The 22,819-nt window shown below is 42.8% G+C and carries 16 protein-coding genes; 12 read left to right on the forward strand and 4 right to left on the reverse strand.

What is annotated here, in order from left to right:
* Nucleotides 1-40: 40 nt before the first annotated feature.
* Nucleotides 41-1,069 (reverse strand): fatty acid desaturase, encoded by a 1,029-nt coding sequence (locus ACE5CV_RS06735; RefSeq protein ID WP_374949404.1) that lies wholly within the window; start codon nt 1,067-1,069, stop codon nt 41-43.
* 292 nt (nt 1,070-1,361) lie between these two features.
* Between ACE5CV_RS06735 and ACE5CV_RS06740 the strand changes: the two genes are divergently transcribed.
* The 3 genes from ACE5CV_RS06740 to ACE5CV_RS06750 all read left to right on the forward strand — a co-directional run bounded on the left by ACE5CV_RS06740 (nt 1,362) and on the right by ACE5CV_RS06750 (nt 6,652).
* Nucleotides 1,362-3,848, forward strand: coding sequence for a TonB-dependent receptor domain-containing protein (locus ACE5CV_RS06740; protein WP_374949405.1), 2,487 nt, complete (start codon nt 1,362-1,364; stop codon nt 3,846-3,848).
* A gap of 72 nt (nt 3,849-3,920) precedes the next feature.
* Nucleotides 3,921-4,112 (forward strand): hypothetical protein, encoded by a 192-nt coding sequence (locus tag ACE5CV_RS06745; protein WP_374949406.1) that lies wholly within the window; start codon nt 3,921-3,923, stop codon nt 4,110-4,112.
* Between the two features lie 128 nt (nt 4,113-4,240).
* A complete protein-coding gene (locus tag ACE5CV_RS06750; protein ID WP_374949407.1) occupies nt 4,241-6,652 on the forward strand; it encodes a TonB-dependent receptor plug domain-containing protein in 2,412 nt (803 codons plus the stop codon).
* Between the two features lie 9 nt (nt 6,653-6,661).
* Here ACE5CV_RS06750 and ACE5CV_RS06755 read toward each other — a convergent pair whose 3' ends face one another.
* On the reverse strand, nt 6,662-8,314 hold the full coding sequence (locus ACE5CV_RS06755) for an ArnT family glycosyltransferase (RefSeq protein WP_374949408.1): 1,653 nt from the start codon (nt 8,312-8,314) through the stop codon (nt 6,662-6,664).
* A gap of 300 nt (nt 8,315-8,614) precedes the next feature.
* Here ACE5CV_RS06755 and ACE5CV_RS06760 point away from each other — a divergent pair, with 300 nt between their 5' ends.
* The 4 genes from ACE5CV_RS06760 (at nt 8,615) to ACE5CV_RS06775 (ending at nt 13,680) form a co-directional block, all read left to right on the forward strand.
* Nucleotides 8,615-9,127, forward strand: a complete 513-nt coding sequence (locus ACE5CV_RS06760; protein WP_374949409.1) for a DUF2911 domain-containing protein — start codon at nt 8,615-8,617, stop codon at nt 9,125-9,127.
* A 110-nt stretch (nt 9,128-9,237) separates the two neighbouring features.
* Nucleotides 9,238-10,401 (forward strand): DUF3810 domain-containing protein, encoded by a 1,164-nt coding sequence (locus tag ACE5CV_RS06765; protein ID WP_374949410.1) that lies wholly within the window; start codon nt 9,238-9,240, stop codon nt 10,399-10,401.
* Nucleotides 10,402-10,948: 547 nt separating this feature from the next.
* Nucleotides 10,949-13,153: a penicillin acylase family protein gene (locus ACE5CV_RS06770; protein ID WP_374949411.1), complete on the forward strand. Its 2,205-nt coding sequence runs from the start codon at nt 10,949-10,951 to the stop codon at nt 13,151-13,153.
* 41 nt (nt 13,154-13,194) lie between these two features.
* Complete coding sequence (locus ACE5CV_RS06775) at nt 13,195-13,680, forward strand: hypothetical protein (RefSeq protein WP_374949412.1); 486 nt, start codon at nt 13,195-13,197, stop codon at nt 13,678-13,680.
* 6 nt (nt 13,681-13,686) lie between these two features.
* Here the strand turns inward: ACE5CV_RS06775 and ACE5CV_RS06780 are convergent, their stop codons facing one another.
* On the reverse strand, nt 13,687-14,586 hold the full coding sequence (locus ACE5CV_RS06780) for an MBL fold metallo-hydrolase (RefSeq protein WP_374949413.1): 900 nt from the start codon (nt 14,584-14,586) through the stop codon (nt 13,687-13,689).
* Nucleotides 14,587-14,884: 298 nt separating this feature from the next.
* On the opposite strand from ACE5CV_RS06780, the gene ACE5CV_RS06785 reads away from it, so the two are divergent.
* Both ACE5CV_RS06785 and ACE5CV_RS06790 read left to right on the forward strand, forming a co-directional pair.
* Entirely contained in the window at nt 14,885-16,552 is a 1,668-nt protein-coding gene (locus ACE5CV_RS06785; protein ID WP_374949414.1) for an ArnT family glycosyltransferase, read from the forward strand.
* Between the two features lie 67 nt (nt 16,553-16,619).
* Nucleotides 16,620-17,879: a serpin family protein gene (locus ACE5CV_RS06790; protein ID WP_374949415.1), complete on the forward strand. Its 1,260-nt coding sequence runs from the start codon at nt 16,620-16,622 to the stop codon at nt 17,877-17,879.
* Here the strand turns inward: ACE5CV_RS06790 and ACE5CV_RS06795 are convergent.
* Nucleotides 17,876-20,440 carry a phosphocholine-specific phospholipase C gene (locus ACE5CV_RS06795; protein WP_374949416.1) on the reverse strand — a complete coding sequence of 855 codons (2,565 nt, stop codon included), beginning with the start codon at nt 20,438-20,440 and terminating at the stop codon, nt 17,876-17,878. The two genes, ACE5CV_RS06790 and ACE5CV_RS06795, sit on opposite strands and share 4 nt — an antisense overlap.
* A gap of 290 nt (nt 20,441-20,730) precedes the next feature.
* Here ACE5CV_RS06795 and ACE5CV_RS06800 point away from each other — a divergent pair, with 290 nt between their 5' ends.
* The 3 genes from ACE5CV_RS06800 to ACE5CV_RS06810 are packed head-to-tail and all read left to right on the forward strand — an operon-like array spanning nt 20,731 to nt 22,792.
* Nucleotides 20,731-21,060 (forward strand): L-rhamnose mutarotase, encoded by a 330-nt coding sequence (locus tag ACE5CV_RS06800; RefSeq protein WP_374949417.1) that lies wholly within the window; start codon nt 20,731-20,733, stop codon nt 21,058-21,060.
* A gap of 9 nt (nt 21,061-21,069) precedes the next feature.
* Entirely contained in the window at nt 21,070-22,371 is a 1,302-nt protein-coding gene (locus tag ACE5CV_RS06805) for an alpha-L-fucosidase (RefSeq protein WP_374949418.1), read from the forward strand.
* A gap of 49 nt (nt 22,372-22,420) precedes the next feature.
* Nucleotides 22,421-22,792: a hypothetical protein gene (locus ACE5CV_RS06810; RefSeq protein WP_374949419.1), complete on the forward strand. Its 372-nt coding sequence runs from the start codon at nt 22,421-22,423 to the stop codon at nt 22,790-22,792.
* The last annotated feature ends 27 nt before the right edge of the window (nt 22,793-22,819 follow it).

The following is a 22,819-nucleotide window of genomic DNA, read 5'->3' on the forward strand; positions in this document are numbered from 1 at the left end:
CGGAGCTTTCCAACTGCGGGGCTATCGTATGTAAGACTTATCAGGCTTGGGCGGCAACTTTTTGCGGTGTGCCAAAGCTCATTTCGGCATCTGGTTTCGAAACATCGGTAAGCGTTACCTTGCCACGTTCGCGGCGCAGGATGCGGTTAAATAAAGAGATTTCTCTATCGAACAAAAACTGGAAGAACAATTTAGTCCACGATGTATGATAATAAAGCGTATCGTAATACTCGGGAGCAGTTTTCTTTATTTCCGGCAATTTATTCCATGGGATTGACGGAAAATCGTGATGCTCATTATGGAAACCTACGTTAAAGGCTACAGCATTAAAGTTACCGTAGTAACTGTAAGTTTCTTGTTCAACGCTATGGGTAAGATAATGCTCCTGGATCCAGCGGGCACCAAGCGGATGCAACCCAACTGAGAAAGAGAAACTAAGCAACAAGAATGCAATTGCACCCCAGCCCATAAAGTACCAGATTGCCACAGTAAATACCACTTGGATCATAAAATTGGTAAGTATCCAGCCATCAAATGGATGTATCTCCCTTAATCTGGATAAGCGGAATAGTTGAAAAACAGGGAAGAATAATAACCACAAAGCCTTTCCAAAGAATGAGTTACTTATCAGCTTAGCTTCCCAGCGATTTGGCAGATCTGCATCCAGTTCATGCACACCCTGAAACGAGTGGTGTTTAATATGATATTTTTCAAACGAAATGGCGCTTGGCAATATCTGCGGCAAGTTGGCAAACATTGATGCAAAGCGGTTAGCGTTACGGTTTTTAAATAATAATTGATGCGTACACTCGTGTATCATTACAAATAAGGCATGATCTGCAAAAGCGCCGAGTAAGTAGGCTGCGCCAACTATTACCCACCACGCTTGGTCTCGTACAAGCCAGGCCATAACTACTTGGAAAGCTACAAGGCCAATAATTGCCCATATTGTGTTTGGATTTTTCCCAATCAGCTGGCGCAACTGCGGGAATTGTTTCAAGATCTTTTTCGTACGAATTCGATGCGGTTCTGACTCCGAAGAGTAAACAAAATCAGTTTTCTTAATCATATAGTGTGTTAACGCTTGTTTTTGGGATTAACGTCTAAGGTAATCACTTTAATTATATTTTTTAGGAATATTTATAAAATCAGCAATATTTATTTCTTTTAAATTAATCAGTTGCTCAGAAGTTTATCTAAAATAGAATTCACTTAAGATTTTAAGTTTTAAATTCAAGACTATCATTGGGGATGCATTTTAAATTACTTCAAAATGTAACAATATCGTGTTGCGGGGTAAAAATCAGCGTTAATCCAAAGATTTGTGAGATTTTTGCACTCCAGTAAAAAATAATACCATTATGCGATCAGTTCTTTACATCTTTTCAATCTTTTTTATAACATCGATTTTAAATGTCAATGCCCAAACAAATAACGGCAAAGGTAAAATAAGCGGTAAGGTTACTGATGCAGTTACTAAGCTGCCGGTAGATTATGCAACCCTATCGTTGTTTAAGCAAGGTAGCACCAGTCCTTTCAACGGGATAAGTACCGATGCTAAAGGAAATTTTGTAATTGAAAACATACCTGCCGGCGATTATAGGCTAACCGTTGATTTTATTGGATATACCAAAGCCGTTACTGAGCATGTAACTGTTAATGCTGGTGGTACGGCCGCACTGGGCAACTTACTTTTAAAGCCAATCCAAAACCAGCTGAGCACTGTTGTAGTAACCGCCAAAGCGCCGATAATTGAGAACAAGATAGACAAGATGGTTTATAATGCAGCTAATGACCTTACCGCGCAGGGTGGTGTTGCATTAGATGTATTAAAAAAAGTTCCCCAGGTTTCTGTAGATATTGACGGTAATGTAGAGTTGCAGGGCAATTCAAACATCCGCTTTTTAATAAACGGCAAGCCATCAAGTATTTTCGGTGCGAGCCTGGCGGATGCTTTGCAATCTATCCCGGCCAGCCAGATCAAAAGCATTGAAGTTGTAACCAGCCCGGGTGCAAAATATGATGCAGCAGGCACGGGCGGGATTATCAATATTATATTAAAAGATAGCAAGGTATCGGGCATTAACGGTAGCGTTAACGGCGCTTTAGGGACCAGGCAATCTAACGGCTCATTCAACCTAAATGCCCGCAAAGGCAACTTTGGTGCTAATGCATATTTTAGCGGTAATGCGCAGCGTAAAACTACCGGCATGACATCAAATGACAGGAGGGGTTTTGACGCATCATCCGGCGATTCAACGCGGCTTTTGCAATCGGGCACCAATACAGGTACCCGCAGTAGTTACCAGACAGGGTTAAGTTTAAACTGGAGCATCACGCCTAAAGACGAATTGACGGGTACTGTAGGTTTTAACCATTTTGGTAATCATAATTATGGATTGACCAGCCAGGATGAAACTGAGAGATCGTCTGCAGGAGGGTTAATATCGCAGTTACTGAGCCAGCGAAATTCCGACAGCCGTTTCAGCGCCAATTCTACCGATTACAGTTTAAACTATAAAAAAACATTTGCTAAAGAAGGTCAGGAACTAGATGTGTTGTACAGCACAAGCTATAGCAAAAACACGGTGAACTATTTTCAGGAGCAGGATTATCTTACCGGAGGATATCCAACATCAGGCTCGCGGGGCAACAACCCGGGTAATGACCGGGAAACAAATATATCTATTGACTACAGCCATCCTGTAAGCAAAAACTTTACCTTGGAAGGTGGGGCCAAAGCTGTGATCGAAAATTTAAAGAACACAGTTAATACAGATAGTTTACTTAACAATGGCAGTTACATTAACAATGCCGATCAAACTTATGGGTTTAACTATAAAAGAAATATCTATGCGGTTTACTTATCTACCTCGGCCTCGTTGTTTAAGAACTGGCTGGATGTAAAGGCCGGTATTCGCAACGAGTACACCAACACTGAAGCCAATTTTCCGGGTGTGAACATACCTGGTTACAACACCGTAGCACCATCGGCTACTTTATCGCATAAATTGTCAGGTTCGCAAAGTATCAAACTGAGCTATAACTACCGTATTGAGCGCCCTGATTACGGCGAGGTAAATCCGTTTTACAACATCAGCGATCCGCATAACATCAGCACCGGTAACCCTAATTTAAAACCCGAAGTAAGTCACGGTCTTGAACTGGGATATAATAAATCGTTTGATAGCGGGGCAAATATTTCTGCCGGTGTATTTTATCGCCATAACAATGATGATATCCAATCATTCACAACCCAGTATGAGGTATTGAACGTTAACGGGCGCGACTATACAAACGTTTTACTCACGCAACGGGCAAATATCGGTACCCAAACCAGTGTAGGAACTAACTTTTTTGGATCGGTACCGGTAACCAGCAAACTCAACCTGCGCACCAACATGTTTTTGGTAAGCCGCAATAATACCAGCGTAGGGTATGGGTCGGTAACGGGTATTGGTTACAGGGTAAATTTAAATGCTACCTACCAGTTTGGCAAAGATCTTACCGCCGAAGGATTTGTTAACTACAATTCGTCGCAGAAAAATATACAGGGTACACGCCCGTATTTTCTGTTTTACAATTTTGCGGTTCGTAAACAGTTCTTCAATAAAAAGGCGAGCTTAGGTTTACTGGCAGCCAATCCGTTTAACAAGTACATCAACCTGCGATCTAACACTTTCGGTCCAAGCTTTAATCAAAACAGCTTGCGTCAGATTCCCTTACAAAGCTTTGGCATAACATTGAGTTATAAATTTGGTAAACTGGAATTTGCAAAGGATAAAGATAAGGGCGATAAAGACGATAAGGGTGATAATATTCCCTCACCGGATGCCGGTGGCCGTTAACAGGTATTATATACGTTTGTAAAACAAATTGCCACCGTTTAGCATTGTATTTGTATATAAAGCATTATCACCATGAATACTGCTGATAAACACTACAAATTCATAAACAGTAAAACTGGCTATGTTATTTTTTACCATTCGCTAAGCGGCCAATTGTCGGCTGAGGAGATCAAGGCCGAATTGGACAGGATCCGTACGCAAGTTGCGATTCAAAATGGTATTTACCAGCAAACAGTTTACTGGGAAGAAATTAAAGATGAGTAACCAACTCATGCCTGATAAGTAATTCGGAAAATAATTATTTGGTAAATGTGCTGTATATCAGTACATTCATATACCAATTATTAACCGGCGCCCAAGGCCCGTTTTCGTTTACTTATTATCTTATCATTATGAAAAAGCCCTTTTTGATAGTGTTGTTGGCTATTGGCATGCAGTTGCAATTACATGCCCAGGTGGTTTCCCAGCAAAAAAATGCCGATGTTAAGGATGTAGTCACTAAATTGCAAACACTCTCTACCGACAGAGTGATCGAGAAAGCCTACCTGCAATTCGATAAATCATATTACGATCCTGGCGATACCATCTATTTTAGAGCTTATATAACGGCCGGAGAAAAGCACGAACTTTCGAAAATAAGCGGGGTATTGCATGTCGAGCTGATCAGCAAGAATGATTCAGTGATGCAATCTCAAATTTTGCAACTTACCAATGGGCAAGCCTGGGGCGATCTGTCGCTGCCCAACTATATTCCAAAAGGTAACTACCGCGTAAGGGCATACACCCAATGGATGCAGAACCAGGGCAGTAAATACATTTTTGATAAAAATATACCAGTTACCGGTCGCAGCATCTCCAAAGTATCAGCCGCCAGGCCGGCAGACAAAAAGGTGGACATACAGTTTTTCCCGGAGGGCGGAACTTTCGTAAATTCCGTACCATCTAAAATAGGTTTCAAAGCTATCGGTGGTGATGGCATAGGCATTGACGTAAAAGGTACAGTGGTTGATAATAACAATAAAGAAATAACCAAATTCACATCTACACGCCTGGGCATGGGGCAATTTTTTGTGACTCCACAAGATGGTAAAACTTACAAAGCCAAGCTAACTTATCCTGATGGTACCGCGGCAACGGTAGATCTTCCGGCTGCGCAGATCAAAGGCATGGCGCTTGCGGTGAATGATGAAACGCCGGGTAAGCTATCAATCGATATTAATGCCAATAAACCCTATTATCTTGATAATAAAAACAAAGAGATCACTATCGTAATTTACGCCAGCGGGCTGATTAAAACGGTTAAAACAATATTGGATAACCAGGTAATTGGGTTGGACCTTCCCGTTAAAGACTTTAAAACAGGCATAGTACATATCACTGTTTTTTCGCAAGACGGCACGCCGTTAAATGAACGCCTTACATTCGTGCAAAATACCGACCTGCTAAAGCTTGTCGTTAATGCTAAGCAGTCTTATTACCCTAATCAACAAACAAGCATTGCCCTAAATGCAAAGGACGGGGATGGCAAAACAACGTCGGGATATTTTTCTGTAGCGGTTACAGATGATAGCCGCCTGCCAGCAGATGAAAATGCGGAGCAGACAATATTATCTGAACTTTTACTTTCATCTGAGTTAAAAGGGAACATTGAGCAGCCTAACTATTATTTTACGGCAAGTAACGCTGATGCAAAAGCAAGCCTTGATGTGCTGATGCTCACTCAAGGTTACCGCCGGTTCGAGTGGAATGAGCTGTTGAATCAGCCTGCACCGGCCGTTGCTTACAATCCCGAAAACGGCTTAAAGATCAGCGGCACCATGACCACTAAAGAAGGTAAACCTGTGCCAAACGAAAAGCTGAGTTTGTTGCTGGCCTCAAGCGGACAATCATTAACCGCGATGACAGATGCCAACGGGAAGTTTGTTTTTAGGGACCTTGGGTTTAACGATAACACAAAATTCCTGTTAAAGACCGAAAATCAAGCCTTAAGATCTAAAACCAAAATTATGCTTGATAGAACTTTTGACGGCATAGCAGCATTACCCAACGGCAAGCCGTTAAACAAGCTGGCAGATAATTTACCTGCCAATATACTTACACGATCTAATACCGATCTCTCTAAAACCAGGCAACTACAGCAGGTTGATGTAAATGGCAAGAGTGTGTACCGAACCACAAGCTTAGCCGGAGCAGGGAATGCTGATCAAGTTATCACGTATAAGGACTTTAAGCACGCTGTAAAATTATCTGATGTGCTATCAGGTTTGGTACGCGGGGTAACTTTTAAAAACGGCCAGCCATATTTAAAAAACAGTTTGGTGGTAGGGCAAACAGGTCAGGGAATGTTACCGATGATGATTATCGTTGACGGAACAACCGGCATAGAAAGCGTAGACAATTACAATCCCGCTGATATTGAGCGGGTTGAGGTTTTAAAGGGTGCCAACGCATCTATCTATGGCTTGCAGGCCGCAGGAGGGGTAATGATACTTACTTCACGGCAGGGCGGCGACGATCTTGATAAAGTTATCTCGGTAGAAATGTCACCTGGTTTATTATCGATATCGCCGCAGGGATTTTATAAAGGGCGCGTATTTTACACCCCTCGTTACGCCGCCACCGACGCTACTTATAACTACAACGGAACGGTTTTGTGGAAGCCAAACTTGATGACTGATAAAGATGGTAATGCAAGCTTCGATGTAGTTAATCCGCCTAAACCGGGCAATTACCGAATGGTTATTGAAGGAATAGATGGCAATGGCAATTTAGGCCGGAGCGTTATAAAATATAAAGTACAGTAATCGGGTAATTTATTTAGTAATTATATAAACTCGGTCAAGCGTTCTTGGCCGGGTTTCTTTGTTAATAAAAGCGGGCAAAATATTTTCCTGCGGGTAATTAATGAAAGTTTTAACTACTTTGAACTGAACATGGTTGGCGTTTAAGTAATCGATAGATGGCTGGCCAAAAAAGAACATCGTTGGCTTGTCCGATTTGAACTTTTTGAAAGCGGCAAGATCAAGATAATCCACTGGGCGGTTACTGTAAAACTGAAAAACATTGTTTGATGCGTTGACAGAGTATAAATGCGCAGCTAAGCTCGAAGGTTCGTTCACAAATTTTGCCGCGTCAATCTGCCCATTGTATCCCGCTAACAACTTAAAAAAGGTGCTGTTCATATACAAATTGGCAAATAATACTGCACAGCAATTCAACATGAAAACCCTTTGCCCGGAGTTCGGCGTTTTAGTAATTATTAGTACAACCATCGCACCTATCAAAATACAATCCACAAAAAACCAAACTGGTGATGGCGGTTTCGAAAACACATGAATGGCGACTGCCAGGGCGGGCAACAAAATAATCGCCAGCCATTGTGTGGCCTTTCTGTAAATGTTAGCAGCTTTAGACAATTGCCTGCAAAAGTGCGGCGCAGTTATAATTGCAAACAGTGGGAATATAGCGTTTGTGTAAAAAGGCAACTGAAATTTAGATGCCGAGAACAATAGCAAAAGCAGTAACCCGCCGGCTATAGTATAATATTCAGGCAACGTAACCTTTTGCACAATGCTTTTTACGCTCTTGAATAATCCGTAGTAAAAGAACAAACACCATGGTGCAAAAGCCCAAAGTAAGGTGTGTACAAAGAAGAAAATATCGCCGGATTTTTGCTGTCGAATAGGGCCGCTGTTTAAAAAGCGCCCAAACTGGCTATCCCATAAAAACCATTTAATGCCGGATACACCCTGCCTGCCAAAAACCACTTTTTCGGGATGCAAGTCAAATTGCACATAAAGCGAATATAACTCGGGTATTGTAAATATAAATGTTGTGAGGAACAGAAACCACCATTTAGGTTTAATGAGTTCTTTTAATCTTCTCTGAAAAACCAACTGGCCAAGCAGCGCACCGTAAATAGCCACAATCACAAAGATCCCTTTTGTCATGATAGCGAAGGCGGTAAGCAATGCCGCCAGCAGCAAATGTGTTAATGTGTATCGGTCATGCAGTTTAGCGATATGGTAGATGCTGCCTATCACCAGGCCCATTAAATAAGGTTCAGCGCGCACATCCACGTTAGATATCAGCACATGCTGAGCAGTCATTACTATTAGAACAGCTATGTAAGCAACTTCTTCCGTGTAAAATTTGCGGGTAAATAACCAGGTATATAAAAGGCTTAATAAAAAGAAAAGCAGGGCCGGTAACCGGTATGCCCAAACGTTAATGCCGAACAATTTAAAGCTTAAACATGCAGCCCAGAACGGAAAATGTGGCTTATCCAGCCAATCTACATTGTAGCTGAACAGTTGCATAACATCTCCCTGGTAAACCATCGATTTAGCGAGCGATGCATATAAACCCGGGTCGTCAGAAAAAAAATCGTTACCAATGCCAACAAAATTTACCACCAATGCCAGTACAAAAAGTATCAGGTAAAAGGGCTTATTTTTTTGGTCCATTTAAATAGGTTGAACAGCAAAGATAAAGCTATAAGGCTAAAACATGGCACAAAAAAACCCCTGCCATGGGCAGGGGCAAAAACTCACAACAATTGTTTAACCTTTCGGTCAATTCCTAACTGCAATGCGAGTTCATGAATATAACATTTACGGCCAACGAAAGTTTTTGAACTCAAAACGTGTTTTAAAGTTCTCTGTCGAATTTTTTACTTGAAATCTTGTACAAAAGTAAATTATATCATCTTTGTTGTAATTTAAATCGCGTTATACAGTTTTAGCAATTAACATCAACAAACATTTATGAAAATCAATTTTCAATTAAAAGCAGCTACACTAATGGTAATAGCGCTTATTTTTTCAACATCATTATTTGCTCAAAAGCCACTGGAAAGCCCGCGCGATAGCGTAAGTGCAAAAGTTGCAGGCTCAACCATTAGCATCAATTATGGCAGCCCTTCGGTAAAAGGCCGCAAAGTTTTTGGCGAACTAGAAAAATATGGTAAGGTATGGCGTGCCGGAGCTAACCAAGCTACCGTGTTCACTACCAGCAAAGATATTAAAGTACAAGGTAAAGCTTTGCCTGCAGGTTCTTACGGCTTATTTGCTATTCCTACAGAAACTACCTGGACAATCATTTTTAACAAAGTTCCAAATCAATGGGGTGCCTTTAAATACGACGAAAGTAAAGACGCTTTACGCGTAACTGTAAAACCTACAGCATCTGCAATGAACGAACGCCTGGTATATAAGATCAACGCTAATGGGTTTACTTTAAACTGGGATAAAATATCGGTGCCTGTTTCTATCAAGTAATTGAGTACTTAGTCATTTAAAGCCTCCGTGAGAACGGGGGCTTTTTTATTTCCGACCTTTTAAATAGTCCATGATTGCATAAGGTATTAGCGCTATATTTACCAGAACCCATGCCCTACCGCCTAATAAAAAATTCCCTGGTAAAACGGGGTATAACCATAGTCTTGTTAAGCTTTGTGCTCTACCTGTTAATGGTATTGGCAAATCATCCGCATGCGGTTGAACGGTATTATTCCCAAGGGTTTTACCCAATGGTTTGCAAGGTGCTACACCCGGTGTTCAACCTGCTGCCTTTTAGCATGGGCGATCTTCTTTATATTACCGTTATTACGTATTTGCTGTACGCTGTTTTTAAACTCATAAAACTGTTGTTTAAGAAGCGCTTTAAGCAAGCGGCGATCAGCTTTTTGGGCTTGGTAATAGGTGTGCAAGTGGGTATGCTGCTATTTTATGTTTTTTGGGGGATGAATTATTTCCGCCCAGGTGCTGCTGAACGTTTGAACCTAACCGATAGTGCATTTACCAGCGCCGATCTGCAGGCAGTTACCCGCATCCTGATAGATAGTGCCAACACGTCGCGCAGCAGGCTTACTGTTGTAGATAAGAAGCAAAGCAATGATATGATATACAAAGCAGCTATTAGTGCGGTAACAAAGCTGTCTGATAGTTCTGTAAATTTTAAAACATACAGTCCGGATATTAAACCTTCGCTGCTTACACCGTTGATGAATTATCTGGGCACATCGGGTTATTACAATCCGTTTACCACCGAAGCGCAAATGAATTACCAGATGCCTGTATTTAACCGCCCTTTTGTTGCCTGCCATGAAATGTCCCATCAGATGGGGTACGGGGCGGAGGACGAAGCTAACTTTGTGGGGTACCTTGCTGCTATCTCGTCAAAAAACAAATTGCTGCGTTATTCCGGGTATTACCTGGCCGTAGGCGAATTTATGCATACCATGCGGCAATTGGATACGGTTAACCACAAGCAGTTAAAGCTATTGATATCACCGGAAGTAAAAAAAGATTTTAAGGCCGAACGCCTTTACTGGCTATCCTATCAAAATCAGATAAATGTGATCAGTAGTATATTTTACGACAACTTTTTAAAAGCAAACAATCAGCCCGAAGGTTTGGATACTTACAACCGCATGGTTTCATTAGTAATGGCGATGTATAGAAAGAATGGAGCCTTGACCGGAGTTGATAGGAATAAAAAAAGCGTTCCGTATCTCACCCCGGAACGCCCTGCAACATCATCTCTCAAATAATGTTGATCAACTAAATCTCAGATAACATGTTTGTTTACCCAAGCTCATTATAGTGTACACTTAAGTGGCTACAGCTGTTAAACAATCATGTTTACAGTTTCTGAGTTACAAAAAGTGTACCTAAACATCTTAACTATAATTGGGTTGTGTCAAATATACACATTGATTGAACAAATTTAACATTGTTACAAATTGGAGCATTAAAGATGACGTTACTGTAGCAAAATGCGATTAAGGAAGTTAAATAGCTTGATACGTAATGAAAGCAGGAGTAATTTTAAATCAACAATACCAAATGTTGTAAGCTTTTATAATTTAATAATCAATCAGTTAGATATACTTGGAAAGGTGAATGGTTGACAACTGTATAATATTACCACCAGCCCCCATGTGTAAGTTGCACTATATCATGTACATTTTGCGGCGGGAATGTTGCGGTTTATAGCCTACCAGCCGTAAAACCTGTCATAAAATGCTTTTCATCTGTAATGTTTAATTATTAAATTAGTGACTTTAGTTTCTGATTCTTCTACTAAAACATTTTAAAATGTTAAAGAACGCCGCCCGTTTATTGCAATTCTTTTTTCTTTCGATATTGCTGTCACCCCATATGGCAACAGCACAAAAATTTAGGGCGGCAGATATTGCCCGGTTCAAAACACAAGCAGCAGCAGTCACCATTATTCGCGATGATTACGGAGTGCCACATATTTATGCCAAAACAGATGCGGCGGTTGTATTTGGGCTAATGTATACGCAATGCGAGGACAATTTTAAAGGAATAGAACGCAATTACCTGTATCAACTTGGCAGACAGAGCGAAGCAGACGGTGAGAGCAAACTCTACGATGATGTTCAACTGCAGCTGATTGCCGACAGCGCCGGTGCCATAGCCGATTACAATAACAGTCCCATGTATTTTAAAAGGTTAATGGATGCATTCGCCGATGGTTTGAATTATTACCTGTATAAGCACCCGGAGGTGAAGCCGCTGGTTTTTACCCGCTTTAAACCCTGGTATGCCCTTATGTTTACTGATGGAAGTGTAGCTGCCACAGAAACCGGCGAAATCTCTCCGCGCGAAACACAGTCCTTTTATAATGGTGATGCACAAAAGTTTGGGTCGCGCTATCAGCCCCGGAATATTAAAATGTTTGAACAGCGGGAGAATGGCTCTAACGGATTTGCGGTAGCCCCCAGCAAATCGGCGTCAGGACATGCGATGCTGTACGTCAACCCGCACGTGCCGTTTTACTTTCGTAGCGAGGTGGGCCTAAACAGCGAGGAAGGACTTCATGCTTACGGCGCCGTAACCTGGGGGCAATTCTTCATATATCAAGGTTTCAATGCTCACTGCGGCTGGATGCATACCAGCAGTAATGCCGATGTTGGCGATGTTTATGCAGAAAAAGTGATCAAGAAAGATGGAAAATGGTGGTACGAATATGATGGTAAACTAAGGCCTGTTACCAGCCGACAGTTAACTTTGCATGTAAAGGATGGTGATAGGTTAATTAACCGCGACATTACAGGTTATTACACCCACCACGGCCCGGTGCTCGCGTTAAGGGATGGGAAGTGGCTGGCGCTTAGGCATAACAACCGGTCGTACAATGCGCTGCTGGAATCTTGGCTAATAACCAAAGCCAATACGTTTACCCAGTACAAAAAAGCAATGGGCCTGGTTTCAAATACCAGTAACAACACTGTTTATGCCGATGACCAGGGTAATATTGCATTGTGGTATGGCAATTTTATGCCACGCCGCAATCCAGCTTACAACTGGGCCTTGCCGGTAGATGGCTCCACATCTGCCACCGAGTGGAAGGGGCTGCACCCGGTTAACGAAACGGTGCATATATACAACCCGTTAACAGGCTTTATACAAAATTGCAATTCAACACCATTTACTGCATCAGGGACGGCCAGTCCCGATAAGTCGGCATACCCATTATATATGGCCCCTGATAACGAGAATTACCGTGGGATCCTTGCGGCCCGGTTGTTAAGCAATGCTGGTAAGTTATCATTAGACGGACTTATTGCAACAGGTTACAACCACTACCTGGCGTTGTTTGACGATGTGCTGCCGCCATTGTTTGCAGCCTTTAAAAATGCACCTGATAGTTTAGCGAAAAGACTGACCGGCCCTGTTGAGGAATTACAGCGCTGGGATAAGAATTCAGCTGCAAACTCTGTAGCAACCAATTTAGGGGTTGAGTATGCAACTGCCATAATGCGGGTATTGCCTGCCCCAAAAGCGGGTGAAAATAGCTATCAGGTAAAACGCATACACGAGCTCCTACAAACTTTATCACCGGATAAACAGCTTAACCTGCTTGCTGATGCGGTAAAAACACTGGAAACTCGCTATGGTGACTGGAAAATCAAATGGGGCGATGTTAACCGCTATCAACGCCCTGCAGATGGCATAACCTTTGATGATAGCTTGCCGAGTTTGCCAGTGGGTACTACATCATCAAACTTTGGGCAACTGCCATCGTTTGTAAGCCGTGCGGTAAATACGCAAAAGCGCTACGGGTATTCGGGGAACAGCTTTTTGGCGGCGATTGAGTTTGGCCCGCGGATTAAAGCGCGGTCGATTGTTACGGGCGGCAGTTCGTTTAATCCGGACTCCAAACACTTTACCGACCAGGCAAAAGGGTACCTGGACGGTAACTTTAAAAATGTTTTATTTTATAAGGAGGATGTGCTGAAGCATGCCGAGCGCAGCTATCACCCGGGAGAGTAAGGGCACCCATACAAATCCTTATATTTGCGATTGAAAATTTAATGAAGAAATATTTAATATTACTGTTTTTAGTCGGCATAAGCGGTGTCACCTACGCACAAAGCATATCGTTTTTTGATCTGACGAACCTTACCAACCTTACCGACGGGCAGGCGCATACTTATCTGACACTTGGCAAAGCCTTTAAGCAGCTGTATATCGAAACTAAAAACGGTAAACGGATCGAGCATTTCCGATCGGTGAACCCTAAGCTTAAGCAGCAAAATATTACTATAGGCGTAAATAACATTTTAGGCAACGGCACGGTATTGCGTACGATAACCTACACCACCCTTGATCCGCAGCATATTATCAACATGATAGCCCAGGCAAAACGAGCCCACATGACCATGAAATTTCAGGGAGTGAACCATGATAATAACATCTTTGTGTTTGACAACGAGTTTTATCGTGTGGATATGTATATCAGCACCACCGATGATAAAGGCATGGTGAAGATCAATCAAAAAGAGTTTATTGGCTATTGATTAATATTAAGCTCCCGTTAGTTCATCATAAGCTGCACCAAGGCCGCGTTCAATACCTTCTCCCTGAAACTTGGTAACGCCGGGGATTGCCTTTGTTGTGAGGATATCCGATTTGCTTTTACCTGCTTTGATGCTGGTGTCAACATAGGCGACTAACTTTATCATAAAATCCTGCATCATTTTCAGGTCTTCGGCTGTGCCGGTAACTTTTACCGGGTCAAAGGCGTGGCCGTAAACAAAAAGGGTATTCTTATCAAACTGCTTTAGGGCGGCTTCAAGCGCTAAAGGCCAGTGGCTGCATGATGCACCTGCACTGCGGTCGATATACGGGTAGCGGCGGTTAAACACCTGGTCGCCGCAGTGTACAATGTTGGCATGCTCAAAGTGAATAAAACTGTCGCCGTTGGTATGCCCCGCGCCAAAGTAGTGAGCAGTAATACGCTCATCACCAACTTTTATTTTCCATTTATCCGTGTAAGTAGTATCAGGGTAAAGCTGTTTATCATCCGCATTTTGTTTGGCAGCAGCTGCTTTCTGGTTGGTTAAAGAATTAGCATGCGCAGCCACATTTTTTACAAGGCCTTTAAAAGAAATGTTACCCGCGGTATGGTCACCGTGATGGTGCGTGTTTATAAGCCATTGGAAAGGTTTGTCGCTTTGTTTTTTAAGCTCCGCAATCAAATGTGGAGCCGTGTTCGGGAACTCTGCATCAACTACTACAATACCTTCCTTATTTACCATATAGGCAATGGTTCCCCCTTGCTCTGTAAAGATGCCCACATTACTGCGCAAGGCAGTAAGTTTATAGGTAGGATCGGCCAGCATACCGGCAAAGCTGCGTTTGCCAAATAAAGCCAGCGAGCCGGCGGTTAATGCAGTTGCTGTTAAAAATTTTCTGCGTTCCATATTGTTAGGGCTTATTGTTTTGATGCTATTAACGTAGTGATTTTACCGGTAAATTTGAGTTTTATGATCCGAATGTTAGCGTTTCATCATCAATATCGAAAAAATGACTGTGATCCCAACACGTTGGGTAATGAGCTTTTGCCATTCAGGCTTAAGTTGCCGGACACTAAATTTAATAAAGGATTATGTTGGCTACATGCAACAGGGGTAACTGCATGGATAAATTTAATAAATATTTTTGATTGTAGCTATCGTACTTTTTGCGTGCTGTTAAATCTGATTACCTTTGTCGTAGTACATGAATAACCAGCCGGATTACAGCAAAAACAACTGGCCCTATTTTTTTATAGGTATTGCCGTGTTGTTAAATTTTACCGGTTTGTTTACTCCAATTATGGGGCCAGACGGTACGCTGTATGCAACCATTGCCAAAACAATGGTACAGCGTAATGATTACGTGCAGCTATTCGCTTACAATACCGATTGGCTGGATAAACCACACTTTCCGTTTTGGGTCACCGCACTATCTTTTAAGCTGTTTGGTATCAATACCTGGGCATATAAACTCCCCGGCATTTTATTTATGCTCATGGGTGCAGCCTACACTTACCTTTTTGCCAGGAAGCTGTACAGTAAGGAGGTAGGGCAGTGGTCAGTTGTGATATTGCTTACTGCGCAACACATTATCCTGTCAAATAGCGATGTAAGGGCCGAGCCTTATTTGACCGGCCTGATCATTGCCGCCGTATATCATTTTTATAACGCTTGCGCCCGCAATAGCTTTTGGCAGCTATTACTTGCCAGCATATTTACTGCTTGCGCCATCATGACCAAAGGGATGTTTGCCCTGGTGCCAATTGGCGGGGCTATTGCTGGCCATCTTATTATCACCAAGCAATGGAAACTGCTTTTCAACCTTCGCTGGCTACTGGCCGCGGTGCTGATACTGCTTTTTGTACTACCCGAAATTTACTGCCTTTACCGTCAATTCGATGCGCATCCGGAGAAGGTAGTGTTCGGCCGGACGAACGTATCCGGCATCCGGTTCTTTTTTTGGGATAGCCAGTTTGGGCGTTTTTTTAATACAGGCCCGATCAAAGGCCACGGAGATCCCAGCTTTTTTATCCATACTACCCTCTGGGCTTTTTTACCCTGGTCGCTTATTTTGTTTGCCGCTATCTATCATTTTATAAAAACGGGTATAAATAATGTCAAAGCACGCGAGTGGTTTTGCATTAGCGGGGCGCTGCTCACCTTTGTGCTGTTTTCGGCATCCAAATTTCAATTGCCGCATTATTTGAATATCGTGTTCCCGTTTTTCGCGATTATCACGGCGCAATATTTGAGTTCGCTCAGGTCCGTAAAAACTCTAAAATTGGTGGGCGCGGTTCAGATTTCCCTCATCATTTTATTGCTTGTTATTATAACCGTGCTGCATTACTACTACCGGCCTGTGGAGTTTAACTGGCACATTGGCTTGGCGCTGGCTATATGGTTGGCTCTCCTGCTGATCGTTCCATATAGTTTTCCGGAAACAGATTTCCGGCGAACGGCTGTGCGGACGTTCATCACATCGGTGATTATTAATCTGTATCTTAACCTTGCCTTTTACCCTTCACTCCTGCGTTACCAGGCCGGGAGCGAGGCTGCCATGTGGATCAATAAGCATAATACCGATACGCTGCCCGTTGCGCAAAATTACGAGATTGGCTCTCACCCGATGGAGTTTTATATTAAGCCCGGTATTATCACCCTGTACCCCGACAAGCATAGTTTGACACCCGCCGGGCCATTTATATTTTATGGGCATCCGGCAGATGTGCTTGCCCTGGCTGCTACAGGCCGTGTGGTACAGCAACTGGCTGTTTTTCCTCATTATCCCATCACACGGCTTAAGCGCGAATTTTTGAATCACACAACGCGTGCTGCCACTTTAGATACCATGCAGGTGGTACTGGTAAAATAATTTTCGCTTTTGTAGCACTTAACTTGCTGCAAGCGTATAGGTTATAAAACACCTGGTTCAAAATATCATGATTCGTAAAAACATAAGTTTAACCCTGGCCTGTTTAGCCGCAGGATTAATAGCCTGTAACAAAAATAACCCTGTGCCTGCGGGCAAAGACCTGGTATTAACAGCTTCAGAGCAACAGCAGGTAGCAGCCGATAATGCCTTCACTTTAAAACTATTTAAGCAGGTTTCGGCTGGATCAACCAATGCCGACAATCTGTTTATTTCACCTTTAAGCGTCAGTTTCGCACTGGGCATGACGGCTAATGGTGCTAAAGGCGAAACCCTTCAGGCAATTAACAGCATTATGGAGTTTAAGGGCAATCAGGATCAAATAAACAGCTACTATAAAAAGTTGATCACTGATTTGCCCTTGCTGGACGGTAACAGCAAAGTAAGTATCGCCAATTCTATTTGGTACAAGCAGGGCTTTGATATACAGCAACCGTTTATCACAACAAATACCGCAAACTATAATGCCAAAGTGCAATCGCTTGATTTTGCGAGTTCAGGGTCAAAGGATGTGATCAATAATTGGGTTAAAGATGCCACCGGCGGCAAGGTACCATCAATCATCGACCGGATAAGCAGTGACGACTACATGTATCTTATCAACGCAATATATTTTAAAAGCACCTGGAAGGAAAAATTTGATGCGGCTAAAACAGCTAAACAAAACTTCATCACTGCCGACGGTGCAATGGTTAATGCAGATTTTATGACCGGAAAAGTTAATCTTCATGTTTTTTACGATGACAAATTAACCACCTACCAATACCCTTCAAAACCAACAACGATTGTTGAACTGCCTTATAATAACGATAAATATAGTATGGTGCTGATTTTGCCCAGGCCCGGCTTAACCACCAACCAACTGCTTGATCAATTAGATGCCGCTCAATGGCAAAGCTGGATGACCGGATTACAACCGTCCGAACAAACAATTTATCTGCCTAAATTTAAGTTTAGCTATCAGCGCATGTTAAACAGCGACCTGATGAACTTAGGTATGGGCATTGCATTTTCCAATAAAGCCGATTTTACTGGTATTAATGCATTGAATGGGTTAAAGATCACGGCAGTCAAGCAAAAGGCTTTTGTTGAGGTAGATGAAAACGGAACCGAAGCTACAGCCGCTACATCAGTAACGATTGGCCTTACTTCAGCAGCGCCAATGGAACTGCGGTTCGACCGGCCGTTTATATTCGCTATCCGGGAGATGAAAAGTGGATTGATCCTGTTTACCGGCATTATGAATAACCCAACTTTACCAGGAAATTAAACTGTTACCCGGCCCATAAGGGGGTCGGTATAGCTTGGATTACCGGTTTCTACCCTGCCGGCATACCTTTTTTCCATGTCGCCAAACCCCCGCACGCGGATGTTGAAATCGTACCAGCCATGACTTTTGTTAAAGTTAAGCGACATAGTCTGCGCCTTAAAAGATTCACCGTGAACGATAATCTGCTTACCGCCCGTTTTATAAGCGTTATCAACCACTTCTACAGTGAGCGGCGAGCTATTATTGGGAATTGCGAATAACAGCTCAATATTGCCGGTAAGTTTACCGCCTTTTTTTTCGTAGCTAAAACCTACATCCAGTGCTGCATCTTTGGCGTTCCCTTTAAACTCACGGTAAAAGCCGTTAGGGCCGTAAGTGCGCAGATGGTAATTGCTACCATCAAATTCAGTTAAAGGCCAGCTATCTTCCAATGTATCGCCGGCAGTTACCGCATAGCTCCATGTACGTAGCGGCTCCATTTTTTGCGTATTGTTAATGCTGGCGTACCTGCCCGGCGCGTAAACGTTAAAAGGCGCGCCGGCGGCATCCTTGCCAAAAACCGCGTTACCTGCTATGAATTTTATTTCAAAGCTTTTTTTGTCAGCACTTAGTTTGCCGTCAGCATACAGCTCGTAAGGTAAGGGATTGGATGGTTTTATCCCCGGCTCCTGCCTGGCCATGTAAGGCGAAGCCTCTGGCGATCTTTTGATGAGAGCGATATCCGCATCTGTAAGTTTTTTATAATCGCTTGGTAGTTTCTTAAATTGAGCTTTGTGAATGCCCTCGGCAGATTCATCCCTATTCAGGAAAGTTAGCGGTGCCAGCTTTTCGCCGTTGTACGGGCGAAATGCTGACGTAAGATCGCCACAAACGGTGCGCCGCCAGTCGCTGATGTTGGTTTCCTTAACTTTCTTTCCGGTTTTTTGTGACAAGAATTTTTCAAGAAATTGCAGGGTAGATGTGTGGTCACATACTTCGGAGTTGACATATCCGCCGCGGCTCCAGGGCGAGGCGATCACCATAGGTACACGGTAGCCCAGCCCAATTGCACTTTCGCGCTTGTATTTATTCGGTACACCTTCGCGCGCTAATTCCTGCTCCAGCGTTACAAATTCTACCCGGGTATCAATGCCTTTAGATGCCTTACCTGTTCCCGCCTTGTGTGAATGAGGCGCTACAAATGGCGGTATATGGTCAAAATAGCCGTCGTTTTCGTCATAAGTAAGAATAAAGATGGTCTTTTTCCAAACTTCAGGGTTGTGGGTCAAAATATCTAAAACTTCTGACAGGTACCAGGCACCATACCATGGTGAACCGGGATGGTCTGAAAAATTTTCAGGCGCGGTGATCCATGAAACGGTGGGTAATTTGCCTGTTTTAACATCGTCCCTGAATTGGTGAAGCACGTCGCCTTTGGGCACCTGCATCTGGCGCTCGGTGCCGTTATCGTTATATTTTAGGGTAGTGAGTTCATGGTAATGCGGATCGGAACTATTAGTGCTAAAAGCTTTCAAGTGCAGGCTTTTTTGAGCCGGGGTAAGGTTATCAAAAGCGCCCGGTTCAATAACATGTTTATTTTTTTCAATTTCAGTTAAGTCATACTGAAATTGCTTTAGTTGCTTTTTTAATTTTACAGCAGCTGCTTCATCTGCAGTTGATGCTTCAATTTTGCTTTGCAACTCCGCAATTTGCTTAGGCAGTATATTCAGTTGCTTTTTCACAAAGGCGATATGCTTGTTGTGCAGCCGCACATTATATTGCTTAAAAAACTCCAGATTGTTATCTGTGTAATTAGATAGCCATGAGTCCTGTTCGCCTTCAAAGCCTACACCTACGGATAACTCGTTCTGGTAGCATTTCCATGATATGCCCTGCTCTTCCAGCCGTTCGGGAAAAGTTGTCCAGTCCAGTGATTCAAAATCTGCGTCCTCATTCCACACGTTAGCTTTTGAGTTTTCGTTCTGATCTTTACGGATGGTGCCTGTCCACAAGTAGTGGCGGTTAGGCGTAGTGCCGGTTAGTGCCGAGCAGAAGTGCTGGTCGCAAACGGTAAAGGCATCAGCAAAAGCGTAGTTAAACGGCAAATCCTGGCGGTTGTGGTACCCTAGGGTTAAGGGCATATCTTTATACTCTTTATTACCCGATTGTTTTTCGTTAAGCCACTGATCAAACTTACCATCGTTACGGGCATTAACCTGGTTGCTCCAGCTATGTGGCAATGAATTCATCCAGGTAGCGCGTGTATTTTTAATATCGAGGTGAAACGGCGCATAGGTGTCGCCTTTGGCGTTTGATTGCAGCCAAACCGGATTTTTATTTGGCAGATCGATCACCCGCGGGTCGTTAAATCCCCTTACGCCTTTTAAAGATCCGAAACAATGGTCAAACGAGCGGTTTTCCTGCATCAGTATTACTACATGTTCTGCATCCATCCAGGTGCTGCCGGGTGCGGGATTTATTTCCATCGCCTTGGCAATAGACGCAGGTAATACACTGCTTAAGCCAGCGGCTCCGGTGAGCATAGCAGCCTTTTTTAGAAAATCTCTACGGGAATTTAACATGTGGTAAAGATATTAAACAAGCATTAATTAGCTGTGGCGCCTGTATAAACCCAATGTTAATTTTATACCGCAGAAATAAATTGTCAATAGTATTTTGACGTTTTGACAATGCCACAACACAGTAGATCAATATATGCAGCCGGGTTGGTCAGTGGATGAATGTGGCTATTACCGATAAGTTTTTCTAAATAATGCAGGATGCACCAAAGAGGATTTTGCTCGATTATTTATGATGAACTTTTCTTACTTTGTAAAACCAATTTACCGCTGTACTACCTGCTTATAGTTGTATGATAAGATACTGCCTTACACTTGACCTGAAAGATGACCCCAAATTGATAGCTGAATATGAGGCGCATCACCAGGCAATCTGGCCAGAGATAACGGCTAGCATAACGGGCTCTGGCATCATCAGCATGGAGATTTACCGCTTTGATGTGCGCTTGTTCATGATAATGGAGGTTATGGATGAATTTAGCTTTGAAACCAAAGCCAATAAAGACGCCGCAAACCCAAAAGTACAGGAGTGGGAAGCGTTGATGTGGCGATACCAGCAGCCGGTAAAGGGCGCCATCGCGGGCGAAAAATGGGTAATTATGAATAAGATATTTCAATTATAACATCACCATATGAAAAAAAGAATCTGGTTGCTTTACCTGCTGTTGATTGCATGTAGTAAAATAATTTATGCCCAGAACACCTACACCCCCAGCGTGGGCAATATGGCGGCAAGGCGCAATTTTCAGGATATGAAATTCGGCTTGTTCATTCACTGGGGTATATACAGCATTCTTGGCGATGGGGAATGGGTGATGCATAATAAAAAGATCCCATATGAAAGTTATAAGCGACTAGCCGGTTTCTTTAACCCGCAGGAGTTTAACGCGAAGGAGTGGGTTGCCTTTGCTAAAAGGGCAGGGATGAAGTATATTACCATTACCTTGCGCCATCATGATGGCTTTAGCATGTTTGGTACCAAGGTATCGCCCTACAATATTGTTGATGCGACCCCCTATCATAAAGACCCATTGATGGAACTGGCCAAAGAATGCGAAAAGGAAGGCATCGAACTGCATTTTTATTACTCGCTGCTTGACTGGGGCCGGGCAGACTACGCCTTTGGCAGCCCGATAAACGACGGCAAACCCGTTAATGGCGATTGGGATAGTTATATTAAATTCATGAAAGACCAGCTTACTGAGCTCATCACTAAATACCCCGGTGTTAAAGGAATTTGGTTTGACGGCGACTGGGAGCGAAGAGAAGTCAACTGGCATTATAATGAAATATATGGTTTGATCCATAAACTGAATCCATCTATTTTGGTAGGTAACAACCATCACCTGGCCCCAAAGGATGGCGAGGATTTCCAGATGTTTGAAAAAGACCTGCCGGGCGCCAACACCACCGGTTTTAGTGCAGAGTCGAAGATTGGCTCGTTGCCATTAGAGACGTGCGAAACCATTAATAATAGCTGGGGTTTCAGCATAACCGACCGTACGTTTAAATCTTCTAAACAGATAATTCACTACTTGGTAAATGCTGCGGGCCGCAACGCCAACTTTCTGTTGAATATCGGGCCGATGCCAAATGGTAAGATTCAACCGGAATTTACGGATACCATGGCAATTGTTGGTGCCTGGGTTCAGAAAAACGGCGAGGCCATTTACGGTACCCGCGGAAGCAGCGTACCTCCGCAGGATTGGGGCGTTATTACCGTTAAGGGCAAAAATCAATACGTGCATATTACTGATACGCAAGCAATACCATACGTTTTCATTCCGCAGTTAAAACAAACCGTTATCAAGGCAGTACTATTAAATAAAGGGACGGCAGTTAAATATAAACAGCAGCCCGAGGGCGTATTTATATATACGGACGGATTGCCAATGGACGCGAACGATACGGTAATTAAGCTGACAGTAAATTAAGATTTATAGGACCGAAATAATATTCGTAATGTCGTTATTAAATGTAAATATGAAAATTCTATTTCTTTTAATTATATCGTTATTAAGCAGTGCGGCTTTTGGACAAAAGCTTATTGTGGCAAGCGAAGTTAAAAATCATGTAGGTGAAACCGTAATTTTATTTGACACTATCAGGTCTGGCAAAGTATATCAGGATTCTACGGCTGTTTTAAACATTGGTAAAAGCGACAAAGAGAGGGTGTCTGTAATACTCTCTTCTAAAGGAAGTGGTTTCCCTATTGATAATAAGGTTATTCATGCATTAATAATTGGGAAGGCGTCTTTTAAAGGAATGGTTGTACCAGCCGCAAATGGTTATTTAATATTAGTAGATGGTGCAAGGCAGATTAAATTTAATTACCAGGTTTATCGAACTTATTAATTACTATGCATGCATAGTAATTATTTT

The sequence above is a fragment of the Mucilaginibacter sp. genome (assembly GCF_964263795.1).
GTDB lineage: Bacteria > Bacteroidota > Bacteroidia > Sphingobacteriales > Sphingobacteriaceae > Mucilaginibacter.

Bases quoted from the DNA above. Each gene is read 5' to 3' on its own strand.
- ACE5CV_RS06735 (WP_374949404.1), bottom strand. From the start codon at position 1,069: ATGATTAAGAAAACTGATTTTGTTTACTCTTCGGAGTCAGAACCGCAT.
- ACE5CV_RS06740 (WP_374949405.1), top strand. From the start codon at position 1,362: ATGCGATCAGTTCTTTACATCTTTTCAATCTTTTTTATAACATCGATT.
- ACE5CV_RS06745 (WP_374949406.1), top strand. From the start codon at position 3,921: ATGAATACTGCTGATAAACACTACAAATTCATAAACAGTAAAACTGGC.
- ACE5CV_RS06750 (WP_374949407.1), top strand. From the start codon at position 4,241: ATGAAAAAGCCCTTTTTGATAGTGTTGTTGGCTATTGGCATGCAGTTG.
- ACE5CV_RS06755 (WP_374949408.1), bottom strand. From the start codon at position 8,314: ATGGACCAAAAAAATAAGCCCTTTTACCTGATACTTTTTGTACTGGCA.
- ACE5CV_RS06760 (WP_374949409.1), top strand. From the start codon at position 8,615: ATGAAAATCAATTTTCAATTAAAAGCAGCTACACTAATGGTAATAGCG.
- ACE5CV_RS06765 (WP_374949410.1), top strand. From the start codon at position 9,238: ATGCCCTACCGCCTAATAAAAAATTCCCTGGTAAAACGGGGTATAACC.
- ACE5CV_RS06770 (WP_374949411.1), top strand. From the start codon at position 10,949: ATGTTAAAGAACGCCGCCCGTTTATTGCAATTCTTTTTTCTTTCGATA.
- ACE5CV_RS06775 (WP_374949412.1), top strand. From the start codon at position 13,195: ATGAAGAAATATTTAATATTACTGTTTTTAGTCGGCATAAGCGGTGTC.
- ACE5CV_RS06780 (WP_374949413.1), bottom strand. From the start codon at position 14,586: ATGGAACGCAGAAAATTTTTAACAGCAACTGCATTAACCGCCGGCTCG.
- ACE5CV_RS06785 (WP_374949414.1), top strand. From the start codon at position 14,885: ATGAATAACCAGCCGGATTACAGCAAAAACAACTGGCCCTATTTTTTT.
- ACE5CV_RS06790 (WP_374949415.1), top strand. From the start codon at position 16,620: ATGATTCGTAAAAACATAAGTTTAACCCTGGCCTGTTTAGCCGCAGGA.
- ACE5CV_RS06795 (WP_374949416.1), bottom strand. From the start codon at position 20,440: ATGTTAAATTCCCGTAGAGATTTTCTAAAAAAGGCTGCTATGCTCACC.
- ACE5CV_RS06800 (WP_374949417.1), top strand. From the start codon at position 20,731: ATGATAAGATACTGCCTTACACTTGACCTGAAAGATGACCCCAAATTG.
- ACE5CV_RS06805 (WP_374949418.1), top strand. From the start codon at position 21,070: ATGAAAAAAAGAATCTGGTTGCTTTACCTGCTGTTGATTGCATGTAGT.
- ACE5CV_RS06810 (WP_374949419.1), top strand. From the start codon at position 22,421: ATGAAAATTCTATTTCTTTTAATTATATCGTTATTAAGCAGTGCGGCT.